The 14,544-nt window shown below is 69.6% G+C and carries 15 protein-coding genes; 4 read left to right on the plus strand and 11 right to left on the minus strand.

All coding sequences use genetic code 11. The annotated features are described in order from the left end of the window. Positions 1–3: 3 nt before the first annotated feature. The 8 genes from ACIA5G_RS10955 to ACIA5G_RS10990 form a co-directional block, all read right to left on the minus strand. The gene (locus ACIA5G_RS10955) at positions 4–1,029 is read right to left on the minus strand and encodes an NAD(P)-dependent alcohol dehydrogenase (protein ID WP_395922408.1); all 1,026 of its coding nucleotides are present in this window, start codon (positions 1,027–1,029) and stop codon (positions 4–6) included. Further along, positions 1,026–1,742 (minus strand): iron-sulfur cluster assembly protein, encoded by a 717-nt coding sequence (locus ACIA5G_RS10960; protein WP_395922409.1) that lies wholly within the window; start codon positions 1,740–1,742, stop codon positions 1,026–1,028. The genes ACIA5G_RS10955 and ACIA5G_RS10960 overlap by 4 nt, the downstream gene beginning before the upstream one ends. Continuing rightward, positions 1,739–2,776 (minus strand): amidohydrolase family protein, encoded by a 1,038-nt coding sequence (locus ACIA5G_RS10965; RefSeq protein ID WP_395922410.1) that lies wholly within the window; start codon positions 2,774–2,776, stop codon positions 1,739–1,741. The genes ACIA5G_RS10960 and ACIA5G_RS10965 overlap by 4 nt, the downstream gene beginning before the upstream one ends. A 42-nt stretch (positions 2,777–2,818) precedes the next feature. Further along, a complete protein-coding gene (gene mimD, locus ACIA5G_RS10970; RefSeq protein WP_284748407.1) occupies positions 2,819–3,190 on the minus strand; it encodes a propane 2-monooxygenase effector subunit MimD in 372 nt (123 codons plus the stop codon). Then, complete coding sequence (locus ACIA5G_RS10975) at positions 3,187–4,356, minus strand: toluene hydroxylase (protein WP_395922411.1); 1,170 nt, start codon at positions 4,354–4,356, stop codon at positions 3,187–3,189. Before ACIA5G_RS10975 ends, mimD begins: the two co-directional genes overlap by 4 nt. A gap of 5 nt (positions 4,357–4,361) precedes the next feature. Then, the gene (locus ACIA5G_RS10980) at positions 4,362–5,399 is read right to left on the minus strand and encodes an NADH:ubiquinone reductase (Na(+)-transporting) subunit F (RefSeq protein WP_395922412.1); all 1,038 of its coding nucleotides are present in this window, start codon (positions 5,397–5,399) and stop codon (positions 4,362–4,364) included. A gap of 19 nt (positions 5,400–5,418) precedes the next feature. Then, positions 5,419–7,071 (minus strand): methane monooxygenase, encoded by a 1,653-nt coding sequence (locus ACIA5G_RS10985; RefSeq protein WP_395922413.1) that lies wholly within the window; start codon positions 7,069–7,071, stop codon positions 5,419–5,421. A 105-nt stretch (positions 7,072–7,176) separates the two neighbouring features. Beyond that, entirely contained in the window at positions 7,177–7,425 is a 249-nt protein-coding gene (locus ACIA5G_RS10990) for a hypothetical protein (protein WP_395922414.1), read from the minus strand. A 168-nt stretch (positions 7,426–7,593) separates the two neighbouring features. On the opposite strand from ACIA5G_RS10990, the gene ACIA5G_RS10995 reads away from it, so the two are divergent. After that, positions 7,594–9,396, plus strand: coding sequence for a sigma-54-dependent Fis family transcriptional regulator (locus ACIA5G_RS10995; RefSeq protein ID WP_395922415.1), 1,803 nt, complete (start codon positions 7,594–7,596; stop codon positions 9,394–9,396). Between the two features lie 13 nt (positions 9,397–9,409). Here the strand turns inward: ACIA5G_RS10995 and ACIA5G_RS11000 are convergent, their stop codons facing one another. Next, positions 9,410–10,582, minus strand: a complete 1,173-nt coding sequence (locus ACIA5G_RS11000; protein WP_395922416.1) for an FAD-dependent monooxygenase — start codon at positions 10,580–10,582, stop codon at positions 9,410–9,412. A gap of 96 nt (positions 10,583–10,678) precedes the next feature. On the opposite strand from ACIA5G_RS11000, the gene ACIA5G_RS11005 reads away from it, so the two are divergent. Next, positions 10,679–11,257: a TetR family transcriptional regulator gene (locus tag ACIA5G_RS11005; protein WP_395922417.1), complete on the plus strand. Its 579-nt coding sequence runs from the start codon at positions 10,679–10,681 to the stop codon at positions 11,255–11,257. On the opposite strand, the gene ACIA5G_RS11010 is transcribed toward ACIA5G_RS11005, so the two are convergent. After that, positions 11,250–11,960, minus strand: a complete 711-nt coding sequence (locus ACIA5G_RS11010) for a DUF4142 domain-containing protein (RefSeq protein WP_395922418.1) — start codon at positions 11,958–11,960, stop codon at positions 11,250–11,252. The genes ACIA5G_RS11005 and ACIA5G_RS11010 overlap by 8 nt on opposite strands. A gap of 217 nt (positions 11,961–12,177) precedes the next feature. Between ACIA5G_RS11010 and ACIA5G_RS11015 the strand changes: the two genes are divergently transcribed. Both ACIA5G_RS11015 and ACIA5G_RS11020 read left to right on the plus strand, forming a co-directional pair. Then, positions 12,178–12,654 carry a MarR family winged helix-turn-helix transcriptional regulator gene (locus ACIA5G_RS11015; protein ID WP_395922419.1) on the plus strand — a complete coding sequence of 159 codons (477 nt, stop codon included), beginning with the start codon at positions 12,178–12,180 and terminating at the stop codon, positions 12,652–12,654. A 17-nt stretch (positions 12,655–12,671) separates the two neighbouring features. Next, positions 12,672–13,085, plus strand: a complete 414-nt coding sequence (locus tag ACIA5G_RS11020; protein ID WP_395922420.1) for a DUF5655 domain-containing protein — start codon at positions 12,672–12,674, stop codon at positions 13,083–13,085. A gap of 42 nt (positions 13,086–13,127) precedes the next feature. Here ACIA5G_RS11020 and ACIA5G_RS11025 read toward each other — a convergent pair whose 3' ends face one another. Beyond that, positions 13,128–14,336, minus strand: a complete 1,209-nt coding sequence (locus ACIA5G_RS11025; RefSeq protein WP_395922421.1) for a YncE family protein — start codon at positions 14,334–14,336, stop codon at positions 13,128–13,130. Positions 14,337–14,544: the final 208 nt, after the last annotated feature.

Raw genomic sequence — 14,544 nt, forward strand, 5'->3', positions numbered from 1 at the left:
CTCCTAGGGTGTGAGGATGGCCCGACCGCGCACGCGTCCGGCATCGAGGTCGGCGAGTGCGTCGAGAGCCGCGTCCAGCGGGTACTTCTTCGTGTGGAGCGTGACCTTCCCGGCCTGCGCGAGCACCATCAGCTCGGCCAGGTCGTTGTAGGTGCCGACCAGGTTGCCGATGACGTTGCGCTCGGTGGAGATGATGTCGATGGTCGGGATGTCGATGTTGCTGCCGTAGCCGATGACGAAGTGCGACCCGGCACGCCGGGTCATCGCGAAGGCGTCCTGTTGTGCGCCCTGCTCGGCGACGAAGTCGAGCACGACCTCGGCCCCGTTGCCGCCGGTCAGGTCGAGCACCGCCTCGACCTGCTTGCCGTCGCCCAGCACCGTCTCGTCGGCGCCCAGGGTGGCCGCCAGCTCCAGCGCGTCGGCGTTGCGGTCGACCACGATCACGCGGGCCGCGGTCAGCGCCTTGAGCGACTGGATGCCGATGTGCCCGAGGCCGCCGGCGCCGTTGACGACGCAGGTGGTGCCCGGGTACAGCTGCGGGACGGCCTTGCGCACCGCGTGGTAGGCGGTGATGCCCGCGTCGGCGAGCGCGGCGACGTCGGACGGCTGGGTCGCCGGGTCGAGCTTGATGCACGCCCGCGCCGACGTCAGCAGGTACTCGGCCATGCCGCCGTCGGAGTCGATGCCCGGGAAGCTCCCGTTCGGGCAGTGCATGTCGTCGCCCGCGCGGCAGGCGTGGCACAGCCCGCACGTCGGCGTCGGGTGCAGGATGACCGTGTCGCCGACTTCGACGTTCGTCACCGCCGGGCCGACCTCGTGCACCCAGCCCGCGTTCTCGTGGCCGATCGTGTACGGCAGCGCGACCCCGGACTTCTCGGCCCACTGCTCCTCGATGATGTGCAGGTCGGTGCGGCACACGCCGGCGCCGCCGATCTTGACCACGACGTCGAAGGGCCCGGTGGCGCGCGGCTCCGGCACCTCTTCGATCACCGGTTGCTGGTGGTACTTCTGCAGCCGCACGGCCTTCATCCCGTGCCCTCCTCATCCGAAGTGAGCGAGTACCGCGCACGCAGCATGCCGCGGCACACGCCCGAATTGGCCTCCATGCTGGTACGCGTGAGCCGCGCGAACGCCAGGTGCCGTTTCGCGTCGGCGGGAGCCACCGCTTGCCCGGTGGCCGGGTCGAGCAGCAGCGGGTCGCCGTCCTCGGCGGGCAGGCCCAGCTCGCGGCGGCGCGCCCGCAGCCGCTCGACGTCCGGCCCCGGCGGGACCTCGCCGAGCGTCAGCGACGCCGGGTCGAGCCCGGTGCCCGACAGCGTCCGGCAGACGCGGTCGGTGCCGGCCAGCACGGCCTTGCGCACGAAGTCGTAGCGCAGCGTGTCGAGCTCGTCGACGGCCTCACCCTCGAACGACGCGACGAACCCCTGCCGCGCCGCCACCCCGCGGTTGATGACGTCGGACGCGAAGTGGTCGTCGAGCCGGATGTCGAGCCCGGTCAGGCCCGGCACCCCGGCGACGGCGTCGTAGGCGTCCGCGACCATCAGGAACGCGAAGTTGGGCGCGCAGAAGTAGGTCGGCAACCGCAGCCGGATGACGGCGTGGCCCGCCGCGCTCACCTCGCAGCGGGCCACAAAACCCAGATCGGTGAGGGGTTCGTCCAGTTCGGGATCCCGGACGGTGCCGAGCGCCGACCACACCGCGGCGTGGCCGGCGTGCACACCCGTGTCCTGCAGTGCCGTCATGAGTTCGGCACGCCGACGGGCTCGACCGACTCCGGTGCCGCGAGCTGCAGCTCCTTCGGCACGTCGATGTCGTAGAGCCGCGCGGCGTTCAGGCCGAGGATCTTCTTCTTCTGGTCGACGGTCAGCGGCGCGAAGTCCGACAGCTCGTCGTCACCCGGCATGTTCCAGTCGACGAAGCCCTCGACCTGCCACTTGGGCTCCCAGATGGCGTAGTCCGCGCCGAAGATCAGCTTGTCCTCGCCGATCCAGAACATCAGCTCGCCCATGACCTTCGCGAAGAACTTCGGCCGGGCGTGCATCAGGCCGCCGACGACGACGGCGAGCCCTGCGTAGACGTTCCGCTCCTGGGTGGCCATGAAGCAGAAGTCCTCGATGCGCGGCAGGCCGACGTGCTCGACGATGAAGTTGAGGCCCTGGAAGTTCGTCGCCACGTGGTCCACATCGGACACGTCGAAGGCGTCCTTGTCGAGCGGCCAGATCGTCGGGCCCTTGTGGATGTGGACGTTCTTGACGCCCAGTTCTTCACACTTCTCGAGATAACGAGCCGCTTCCGGGTCCTTGAGGCTCCAGCCGCGGGAGTCGCCGTACCACTCGGCCGTGTAGAGCTTGACACCCTTGCAGCCGTACTTCTTGACCCGTTCCTCGAACGCCCTCATCCCCGCGTCGCCTTCCCGCGGGTCGAAGGTGGTGTTGACGAGGAACTTGCCGGGGTGCTTCGCGGCCAGCGCGCCGTCGGCTTCGGTGGTGTTGAAGCCGTTCTTGTACCACTGCCGCAGGTTCGTCGGCTGGAAGATGGCCGTGTCGACGTGCCCGACCTCGAACAGGTCGTGCATCATCAGCTCTTCGGAGTACTTCTGGAACCGGTCGATCGGCCAGTGCGTCTCCTTCGGGCCGAGGCCCTGGTAGGCGTGGAAGCACTCGATCCAGCCCTTGGCGTATTCCTCCTGCCCCTTCACCCAGTTGTCCGGGCTCGCGTCCCAGAAGTGGGTGTGGGCGTCCACCACGAAATACTTTTCGCCGTCTTTTTCGTACATCGGTGATCCTTCCTGAGCGGATCGAGTGCTTCCCTGCGGTTCTTACTTGATGACCTTGAGGTCGAAGTCGAGGTACTCGGCCGCGTCCTCGGGGTTGGCGAACATGATCGTGCGGTCGTCCTCGTGGATCATCCGCCCGTAGTGGGTGGACATGCTCTCCTCGAACTCTGCCGCGTTGAACCAGCCCTCTTCCTCGCCGGCGGCCTCGTCGACCTCGGCGTAGACCAGGTCGGTCCGGCCCTTCGCGTCGACGCGGATCATCGACGGCAGCGGCGTCACGGTCACGTTGTCCTTGCCGGCCATGACTTCGGCGATGATCGCGCCGACCTGGTTGTTCATCAAGGTGAAGCCGCACATGTTCGAGGCCGTGTTGTTGACCTTGTACGGACTTTCCGACGTCTTGAAGACAGTCACTGGCCCAGCTCCTCCGGTGCTTTGAGACCCAATTCGGACAGGATTCCGGCGAACCGGCTCTTCGCCCGGTCGAGACCGTCCTCGAACCGGATGGGCTTCGCGTCGGGCTGCGACCACAGCGGCTGCAGGGCCCGGGCGGCGGCGATGCTCTTCGGCACCCAGTCCTCGAGCCACTTCTGCAGCAGCGCCTGGTTGTGGCCGGCGAACTCCTTGTCGTTGATCAGCAGGTGGAACATCGCCTTCGTGTAGCGGAGGTCGCGCTCGGAGAAGTCGAACTCTTCGGCGCCGATCAGCGTCGGCGTGACGAAGTCGCCGTTCGCCGGCGCGGCCTGCTGCACCAGGTTGCTGCGGAAAAGCTCGCCGACGAGGGGCTCGAAGACGATGTTCGCGGCGAAGATCGCCTCGCACCAGTCCCAGATCCCGGTCAGCTGCTCGGCGGTCTCCCGCACGCCCTGCCAGGCCGGGTCCTCGGCCCAGGTCGTCAGGTGGGCGGCGCCGTCGAAGCCTTCGATCTCCTCGGTGAGCGTCAGGTTGTACAGCGCCAGGTCCTGCGCCGCGCGGATCCGGTGCATGCTGTTCACCGAGATCGCGTTGTTGTGCATGTTCGTCGGCGCGCGCCGGTTGGCGTTGGCGTACAGGTAGAGGCCGAGGCCGTGGTCGACGTGCATCCAGGCGCCGACGTTCTTGGCGACGAAGTCGATCCAGTTGCGGTTCCACTGCTCGAACGCCTTGGCCTGGCGCGCCGCGTCGATGTTCTGGTTGAGCTGGCGCACGACGTTCGCGTTGTAGCGGTAGAGGGTGAGCTCCCACTCCTCGTTGGGGTCGCGGAACTCGTGCCAGCCGAGGGCCGGCCAGTCGTAACCCTTGCCGCCGGAACCCGGGCTGCGCTCGGGAATCGGCCGGTCCGAGCCCCAGGCCTTGAGCGCGGTCCACTCGAGCGGGTAGCCGCCCTTGCCGTCGGCGAAGGCGTAGAGCCAGCCCTGGGCGAGGTAGTGCCGCGGGTCGGGCTGGACTTCGACGGTGACGTCTTCGTAGTGACTCTGCTTGCGCTTGGCCGGGGTGAAGTAGTTGTACTGGCGGGCGGTGGAGTCCGGGAAGACCTTGGCGCCCGCTTCGGCGTCGGTGAACGTCGGCTTGGGCACGCTGCGTTCGGAGGTGGCTGTCATGGGTTTTACCCTTCGCCCGTGGTGGTGAACTTGTCGTAGAAGACGCGCTTGTCGGCGACGCCGAGCGCGGGCAGCAGTTCCAGCGCGGCTTCCACCATCGGCGGCGGCCCGCAGACGTAGGCGTCGGCCCCTTTCAGGTCCAGGCCGGCCCGGCGCAGGACGTCGGTGATCAGGCCGGTCTCGCCGTCCCAGGCGTTGTCACCCGGTTCGGAAAGCGCTGGGACGTAACGGAAGTTCGGCAGTTTCTCCTCGAGCTCCCGCAGTTCGGCGTGGAAGCAGAGGTCCGCCTCGCGGCGGGCGCCGTAGTAGTAGGTCGCCTTGCGGTCGATGCCGCGCTCGGCCATGGACCGCAGCAGCGACAGGATCGGCGCCATCCCGGCCCCGCCGCCGACGAAGACCAGGTCCTTGCCCGGGTTGTCCCGGAGGGTGAACACCCCGAACGGGCCGGTCACCCGGAGCCGGTCGCCGACCGCGACATCGGCGTCCAGGAACCGGGAGAACAGCCCGTCGGGGTAGATCTTGATGACGAACTCCAGGAGCCCCTCGCGCGCCGAGGTGTTGGCCATGGAGAACGACCGGGACTCCTCGGTGTCCGGGATCGCGAAGTCCAGGTACTGCCCGGGAAAGAACTTCAGCGACTGGTCCGGATCCGTCAGCTTGACGACGAGGTGGCGCAGGTCGTGGGTGACGTGGTCGTTCGCCACGACCTCGACCTCGGCCTCCTGGATCGGCAGGCCGGACTGGATCATTTCCTCGTCGTAGTTGAGCAGCTCGATCGTCAGGTCTTCGTAGGCGTGGGCCCGGCACAGCAGCGTGAAACCCTCCTCCTTTTCGTAATCGGGGAGCGCGAAGGTCGAGTAACGGTCGTGTTCGACGTCCTCGCCGTCGAGGATGAACGACTTGCAGGCCGCGCACTGTCCTTCCTTGCAGCCGTGCATGAGCATGACGCCCTGCTCGGCGGCGGCGCGCAGGATCGTGGTGTCCTCGGCGACGTCGATCTCGATCCCGACCGGTTCGAACCGGACGCGGTGCTTTTCTGCCATGCCGGGCCTCTCCTCGCGGTCAGGCCTGCTGCGGCGCCGGCCGTCCGGCCGGGCCCTGGCGGTTGTAGTCGGCCACGAACGCGGCGCGTTCGGCGTCGGTCATCTGGTTCAGCAGCACGTTCGGCGACTGCACCTCGGGCATCCGGCGCAGGTGGTCGAGCGTCCACATCTTCTTGGGGTCGAGGTTCAGGTGCGGCTGCGCGACCATGGTCTTGCCGTCGTCGCGCACGAAGCCCATGTCGGAGACGACGTCGGCCCAGTTCCAGCCGTGGTAGAGCGTCTCCCACTCGCGGGCGCCGACCAGCTGGCCCATGTTCGGGGTGTTGCGGCCCTGGTAGGTGGGCCGGAACGCCTCGGCGTCGGTCCAGCGGCACGTCTCCGAGCAGTACGTCCGGTGCTGGCCGTCGACCTCGTCGACCACCATGTCCTCGCGGATGAGGCACGGCACCATGCACGTCCAGCAGCGGTGGGGGTACACGTAGTTCACGTCTTCGGCGACGATCGGGTGGTGCCCGTTCGGCGTCGCGAGGCGGCTGTAGTTCTCCCACCAGGCGCCGTACTTGTCGTACCAGCCCGGGTACTTGTACTCGAACCACTCGAAGTCCTCGTCCGTCATCGGGTCGATGCGCCAGTAGTTGGCGAGCCACCCGGTGGCGAAGAACTGCGCGACTTCGTGCACGTAGCCCTTGTTCCAGATCCGGTTCCACGCCTCTTCGATGAGGTCGTGCGGGATCACGAGCCCGTACTTCTCGAGCGGGACCAGGTACGAGCGGTAGTAGTCGTCGTAGATCCAGCGGCGCCACATCTCCGCGTAGCTTTCGCGGTCCTTGCGGCGGTCCTTGGTGCCGTACTCGATGAACGTGCCGATCGCGGCGTCGACCACGGCGTGGTTGTTCCACCACGCGTACCGCAGGTCGCGTTCGAGCAGCTGGTGGTTGCTTTCGTCCGACAGCGCCATCAGCAGGGTCGCGTAGCCGTTGCTGATGTGGCGGGACTCGTCGGACTGCACCGAGTGGAACACCGTGGGCAGCAGGTAGTCGCCGTTGGCGGCGGCTTCCGCCGGCATGGCGACGAACAGCGTGTTCGTGAACGCCGTCTCGGCCACGATGGTGAGGTAGATGCTCGCCGCGGTGATGGCGTCACCGGTGATGAAGCCTTCGGCGAACTGGCGGCCGATGGTGCCGCAGTAGTCGTTCTGGAAGTTGCGCAGGCTCGAGTTGAAGCCCGCCGGGTCGATGTAGTTCTGCATGTACAGGCGCTTGAGGTTCTGCTGGATCGTCGAGTGCCGGACCTCGTCGATCATCTGGATCGCCTGGCCGTTGTGCAGTTCCGGGTTGGGCACCGTGCGGAACAGCAGCGGCATCGCCCGCGCGGCCGAGATCTCCGGCAGCGGGATGATCGACAGGAACAGCTTCTGCCACTCCAGCCAGCGCTCCTGCACCTGGCGGAACATGTTGCCGCGGATCGCGCCGTCTTCGGCGCCGTAGACCCGGTGGTCCTTTTCTTCCTGCATCGGGAAGTAGGACCGGAGGACCTGCTTCAGCGGGTCCTTCTTCTTGGCCTTCTGGAAGGTGTAGTCGGTCCCGTAGTGCGAAACCGGGGTGTGGTACGCCGGCTCCCACGACAGTTCCTGGATCTTTTGGTGGGCTTTCGCCACACTCTGGCGACTCATGGAGACTCCTTGTCCGTCGCTCGCCGTCGGGGCGGACGTCCTGCGTTCACCATTCAAGGGGCGTGCGTCAGTGACGCGGGTCTCAATCTGAGACAGAAGCGCTGCTCAGGGCGTTTCGTCCGCGCCGAGCATCCGGGCGCGCAATTCGGCGAGCTCGTTCTGGACGCCGTTCCGCACGCGCGCGTCTCCTTCAACGGTCGGCGTGATGCCGAGCGCCCGCAGCAGCGCGGCGGCGGGCTCGCCGGGATGACCCTCCCCGCCGAACACCGGGTGCAGCCCCTGTTCGGCCAGATGCGTGAAAACCACGTTGACGATCGTCCACGGGTTGTACGTCTCAGCGCCTTCGGCGGCCATCGGCTCTCCTCCTGGTCGACGGACTCTTCCGGGGTCCATCGGACCGCCGCCCGCGCCACCCGGGCGTCTCAATTTGAGACACCGTGACCGGCCTAACGCGCTTAGGCTGGACGGGCGGCACAACGGGTGTGCCCGCACCCACGTGGGCCGCGGGAAAATGGAGGTCACGTGGACGAGATCGCGCCCGGAACCCTGCTCGCCGACGACGAGCTCGCCCGCACCCGGGTGCGTTTCCTGACCGCCGAGCCGGTGCCTCCCGGGACCGTCCGGCAGACGATCCTGGCGTCCTGGCGGCGCTCGCAGGAGTTCCAGGTCCAGGCGGAGCGGATCGACCCGCACTTCCTCGGCGACCAGAACCTCGACATCCCGCTGATGCGCGGCGCCGAGCCGGTGCTCCACAAGCTGAGCGAGCAGTTCGACGGCCAGCCGATCAGCCTCATCCTCACCGACCCGAACGGCGTGGTGCTCACCCAGCGGACCGGCGACGCCGACCTGCGCCGGCACCTCGAGCGGGTCGAGCTCGTGCCCGGGTTCAGCTACGGCGAGCAGTCCGTCGGGACCAACGGCATCGGCACCGCGCTCGAGGACGGCCGCGCGACGACGGTGTTCGGCCACGAGCACTACGCCGAGCACCTGGAGAACCTGGCCTGCGCCGGGGTGCCGATCCACCACCCGATCTCCGGCAAGAAGATCGGCGCCGTCGACCTCACCTGCTGGTACAAGGACGCCGGCGGCCTGCTCATCGCGCTGGCCCGCTCGACCGCCGAGCAGATCCGCCAGGCGCTGCTGCGGCACAGCGACCTGCGGGAGATGATCCTCTTCCAGGCCTACCTGCAGACCTGCCGCCGGTGGACCGGCATCGTGCTGGCGTTCAACGAAGACATCGTGATGATGAACGACCGGGCTCGGCAGCTGCTCGACCCGGTCGACCAGTCGGTGCTGCTCAGCCACGGGACCGAAGCGCTGACCGACGGGCGGCGGACGTCGGCGACGCTCGCCTTGTCCAGCGGCCTGCGGGTGCGCGTGTTCTGCCGCCGGGTCCCCGGCCAGCGCGAGACCGACACCGCCGGTGGTGTGCTGTCGGTGAAGCTGATCGAGGCGGAGGAAACCCTCGCGATCTCGACCCCGATGCTGCCGATGTACCTGCCGGGGGTGGTCGGTTCGGCGCCGCTGTGGCTGCGCTGCGGGCACGACCTCGACACCGGCCACCAGCGCGGCGAGTGGGTCGCGCTCGAAGGCGAGCCGGGCACCGGCAAGCTCGTCCTGGCGAAGGGCCTGCACCAGCGGCACCACCCGGCGGACCGGCTGCTCACCGTCGACGCGGCGACCGCGACCGGCCCCGACTGGGCGAGCGCGCTGCTGCGCGAACACGCCGAGACCCCGATCCGGACGCTGGTGGTGCGCCACGCCGACCGGCTGACGGCGCCGGCGGCGACCGCGCTGGCGGCGGTGCTGCGCGAACTGCGGGAGCGGCCGGACGCACCGTGGGTCGTCGCGACGCTCGTGCCGGAGGCCGAGACCGAGCCGAGGCTGGCCGAGCTGCTGAAGTCGTTCCCGCGGACGGTGCGGGTGCCGCCGCTGCGCCACCACGTCGAGGACCTGGCGGAACTGGTACCGCTGGTGCTGAGCAAGCTCGGCTACGGCGGGCGGCTCACGTGTTCGGCGGCGGCGCTGCACCTGCTGATGCGGGCGGAGTGGCCGGGCAACACCGGGCAGCTCTACCAGGTGCTGCGCAAGGTGGCCCAGCGCCGGCGGGCGGGCACCATCCGCCCGGGCGACCTGCCGGCGGAGTTCCACGCGGTGACCCGGCGGCCGCTCAACCGCTTCGAGTCGATCGAGCGGGACGCCATCGTGCGGTGCCTCGAAGATGCCGACGGCAACAAGGTCCGGGCGGCGAAGCTGCTCGGGATCTCGCGGGCGACGATCTACCGCAAGATCCACGAGTACGGGATCGTGCCGCCGGCCCGCTGAGCACGCTCCCGGCTCAGCGGGCCGCCAGCTCGGCCAGCTGGTAGGCCAGCTTCGCCCGCACCGGCGGCAGTGAGAAGGCCGCCTTCATCACCGTGTTGCGCAGCACCCGCGCCGGGCGGGGACGCAGCGTCGCCATCCGCGTCATGCGGTCGGTGAACGCCACCACGCCGGTCGCGATCGGGCGGCGGGTCCGCTCGTAGCCGTCGAGGACGGTGTCCGGCTCGCCGCCGACGACCCGCGCCAGCAGGCGGCCGAGCGCCACCGCGTCCTGGATGCCGGTGTTCATGCCCTGCCCGCCTGCCGGGCTGTGGACGTGGGCGGCGTCGCCGGCCAGCAGGACACGACCGGCGCGGTAGTGGTCGGCGACGCGGTGGTGCACGCGGAAGCGCGAGCTCCACAGCACCTCGGTGACCCGGCTCCGGGCCCCTTCCGGGCCCCGCGCGTCCACAATGGACTGGATGTCGGTGATGCCCGGCTTTTCGGGCGCTTCGGCGACCGTCGCGACCACGCGGTAGCGGTCGTCCGCGCCGGGCAGCGGGGCGACCACCGTGACCCCTTCCGGCGACAGGTGCAGGCTGACCTCCTCGCGGGCCAGCGGCCAGCTCATCCGGACGTCGGCGAGCACGAACGACTCGCCGTAGGTGGCGCCGGTGAACCCGATCCCGGCCTGCTCCCGCACGGTGCTGTGCATGCCGTCGGCGCCGATGACGTAGCGCGCCCGCACCTCGCCCGTCCGGCCGTCACCCTCGACGGTCACCGTCACACCGGTGTCGTCCCCCGCGATCGCGGTGACCCGGTACGGCCGGTGCACGTCGCCGCCCGCCTCGCGCAGCCGCTCGAGCAGCAGTGCCTCGGTCCGGTCCTGCGGCACCATCAGCGTGTACGGGTAGTCGGTCGGCAAGCCGCCGAACTCCACCTTGGCGAGCACCGTCGCGCCGTCGCGGACGGTGAACGTCGGGACGACGACACCCAGCTCCTTCAGCCGTTCGGTGACGCCGAGCTCGGCGAGCACCTCCAGGGTGCGGGCGTGGATCACGCAGGCCCGGGACGTGTTCGCGCCCTCGGCCTGGCGGTCCAGCAGGACGAAGTCGACCCCGGCCTCGGCCAGCGCGATCGCGGCGGCGAGCCCGGCGGGGCCGGCGCCGGCGATGAGGACGTCGGTCCGGGTGGGCAGCTGAGTCGTCATGGCGGATGCCTCCAAGCGTTTGCCAACAACTGTTGGCATCGACTGTAGGCACGCCGCCGCTGGCTTGTCAACAAGTGTTGACCTACACTTGTTGACATGAGTGACGAGCCCGCTCCTCGCCGGTCCGACGCCACCCGGGCGGCCATCCTCGACGCCGCGCGCCGCCGGTTCGCCGCCGACGGCTTCCGCCGCGCGACGATCCGCTCGATCGCCGCCGACGCGGACATCGACCCGTCGATGGTGATGCGCTACTACGGCAGCAAGGACGGCCTGTTCGCGGCGGCCGTCGACGTCGAGCTCGACCTGCCCGACCTGGCCGAGGCCGACCCGGGCACCGTCGGCGAGCTGCTGACCCGGCAGTTCCTGGTTCTCTGGGAGCAGCCGCCGACCGACGAGATCCTGCTGACGCTGCTGCGGTCCGCGGTCGCCGACGACGCCGTGGTCGAGAAGATCCGCAGCGTGTTCGCCGGCCAGGTCACCCCGGCGGTGCTGCGGTTCGGCGAACCGGCCGACGCCCCCCGCCGCGCCGGCCTGGTCGTGAGCCAGCTGTTCGGCCTGGCGCTGACGCGATACGTCCTGCGGCTGCCCCCGGTGGTCGCGCTGACTCAGGCCGAGGTCGTCGCAGAGATTGCGCCGACGGTGCAGCGGTACCTGGCGGGCAGCTCGCTCACTTAGGGTTCACGGTGTTCGCGACGTCCTGCAGGGTGGCCGTGTCGACCAGACCGGTGTCCTCCAGGACGTTCATGTGGTCGAGGACGGTCTGGTTCGCCTGCGTCGCGTGCCGGCGGATGACGTCGTTCTGCGTGCCCGCGCGGACCTCGGCGATGGTCGCGAAGATCTTGCCGTGCGAGGCGCGCAGCAGGTTCACGAACAGCTTGTCGAACTCGAGGCCCTGCGCGGCGGTCAGCTGCCGGACCCAGCCCTGCTGTTCGGCACTGGCCTGGTCGGGCAGCTGCACGCCGAGCATCTTCGCGTCCTCGCGGACGAGCTGGTCGAGGTGGGAATGCCCGTCCAGCAGGTGCAGTCCGGCGCGTTTCACGGCGTCGCTGCTGGCGTGGGTCTGCGCGAGGTCACCGGCGGGCATCTCCCACAGCCCCGCCTGCCGCACCTTGACCAGGAACGTCTTGTCGAGGTCGGTGACCGGTCCGGCGCCGGCGATGCCCGCGGAGGCGGCGGACGCTTCGGCGGCCGACCCCGGCTGCATGCCCGCCATGTTGTGCCCGTAGGCCGGGACCTGCGCCTGCGTCGACCCGGGGGCGGTCTGGGCGCTCGCTTTCAGCACCATGACCGAGCCTGCGGCGACCACGGCGAGTGTGGCCACGACGACCAGCACGGTCCGAGCCCTGGCCTTGGCCGTCATGCCACGGTGATCCGGCATCGTTCCTCCTTCTGGCGACAAGTGCCTGTACGGGGTAGTACGGCTCCCGTCGCGGCGGAGTTCACCGGATCACGGAATATTTTCCTTGCACGCCAACGGTTTTCCACAGTCCATAGTGGAGACACGAAGATGGGCGGCCGATCCGGCCGGAGGACCCGGACGAGAGCCGGGGCGCCCCATCTTGACCGATGCTCTTGCGGATGGCAAGTATTGCTTCATGCAAACCCTTGAGGACGCGGCCCCCGGGGCCGATCCGGACGTCGAGGCCCTGGACGGTCTCACCCTGGTCCTGGTCGGGATCGCCTGGGAATGCGCGCACGCGGCGCCGCCCGAGGTCTCGTTCCCGCAGACGCGCCTGCTGCTCATCCTCGATCGCCTCGGCCGGGTCCCCAGCTCGCGGCTGGCGGCGGCGATGGGGGTCAACGCGTCGTCGGTGACCCGGCTGGCCGACCGGCTGGAGGCCCTCGGCTACGTGGCCCGCGGCCGCGAACCACGCAACCGCAGCGTCGTCACCCTGGAGGTGACCGCGGCCGGGCACGAACTGGTGGCGCAGGTGCTCGACCGGCGGCACGCCGCGCTGGGCGAACTGCTGGACCGCCTGCCGCCGGCGCAGCGAAAGGCCGCGGCCGCGGCGGCGCGGCGGCTGGTGCACGCGGCCGCCACGATCCCCGCGCTCGGTCCCCACCCGCTGTGAGTGCCATCCTGGACGGCATGCCGACCCGCTGGACGTGCCCGCGCTGCGACCGCGAGTTCGCGCGCGCCCGCCAGGGCCACACCTGCGTCCCGGGCAGCACGGTCGACGAGACGTTCGCCGGGCGCGCCCCGTGGCAGCGCGCGGTCTACGACGCGGTGGTCGGGCACCTGCGCACCCTGGGCGAGGTCCACGAGGACGCCGTCAAGGTCGGGGTGTTCCTCAAGCGCGACCGGAAGCTCGCCGAGCTGCGGCCGCGCTCCCGCGACGTCCTGGTGTACCTGTGGCTGCCGCATCCGGTGGAGACGGCGCGGATCGCCCCGGCGCGCTGGGCGAGCGGGCCGCGGGTGGGGCACCAGCTGAAGCTGCGCGAAGTGTCCGATGTGGACGACGAAGTCCGGGAGTGGCTGACGATCGCCTTCGACATCGCCTGACCCGCCGGAGCGGCGGACCGGGGGCCGCCGCTCCGCGCGGGCTCAGGAGCTCGCCGGGCCCGTCCAGCCTTCGGGCACGTGCCCGATGCGGACCCGCTGCGGGTGGTCGCCCACCGGCACCGAGAGCAGCTTCTGCCCGGTCGCGAAGGAGATCGCGGTGACCTGGTCCGCGCCGGCCTCGGAGATCACGCACGCGCTGCCGTCCCCGCTGACCGTCGCCCAGTACGGCTTCACGGCGGGCACCAGCGTGCCCTGCTGCAGGGATGCGCGGTCGACGACCGTGGCGTAGTCGTCCATGGTCCCCGCGACGCACAGCTTGTCCCCCGCCGGGCTCATCGACATGCCGTGGTGGCGCGAGTCGTTGACGAAGGTGGTGCGGTCGTCGCTCGTCGCCGGGTTCTTCGGCAGTTCCTTGAGCCGCGTGATGCGGTCGGCCGCCACGTCGTACTCCAGGAAGCCGTTGAAGAACGACACCTGGAAGTACAGCTTCGACTCGTCCGGGGTGAACGCGACCGGCCGCACCGCGTCCGAGAGGTCCCGCCGCCCGAAGGCGTCGAGCCGCGGCCGCATGTCGATCACCTTGACCTGGCGGAAGGTCGCGGCGTCGACGACGGTGATGCGCCGGTCCCCCTTCGTGAAGTCCCACCCCGGGTCGTCGAGATCGGTGTTGACCTCGCCGATCGACATGTTCCACAGGGTCCGGCCGCCGTCGGTGAAGACGTTCTCGTGCGGCTTGTCCCCGGTGGCGAACGAGCCCACCTGCTGCCCGGTGACGATGTCCAGCACGTGCACGGTGTTCGACGTCGAAGCGGAGACCGCGACGCGGCGCCCGTCCGGGGAGACCGCCATGTGGTCGGAGCGGAACCCCGACACCGGGAACCGCCAGTTGACCCGGCCGGTGGTGAGGCTGATCGACACGACATCGGCGAAGCTCGGGCGCGACGCGACCACCGAAGCGCCGTCCGGTGTGGTGTACATGTCGTCGACGAACTGGTCGTGCCCCTCGCCGGGCCCGCTGCGGATGCCGAGGAAGAACGCCAGCTTGATCGGGTTCAGGTAGATCTCCCGCAGCCGGTCGTCCTTGTCCGGGATGATGTTCACCCGCCCGATGCGGGCGAAGGACCCGCGGGACTGGATGACGTCGGCCGTCCCTTCCCAGTTGTTGCCGACGAACATCACCTCCCGCAGGGCCGCGGGCGCGCCGGTCGCCGGCACCGCCGCGCCCGTCGTCAGCAGGACGGCGGCGGACACGAGAATCGCCAGGCGCGAGAGGTACGACCGCCGTCGGCGGGTCCTGCCACCTGTCGGGGAGATGTGCACGGGAGACACCTTTCGACGCTGAAGAGGTGCGGCAACAACCCCGCGAAGCACTCGGTGGCTTTCGCGAGGTAGAGGGGTTACTGTCCGGTATAACCACGATAACCGCGCACGGGAGCTCTTCCGGTAGGGCCGTCCGCCC

Source organism: Amycolatopsis sp. NPDC051758, assembly GCF_044453095.1.
Classification (GTDB): domain Bacteria; phylum Actinomycetota; class Actinomycetes; order Mycobacteriales; family Pseudonocardiaceae; genus Amycolatopsis.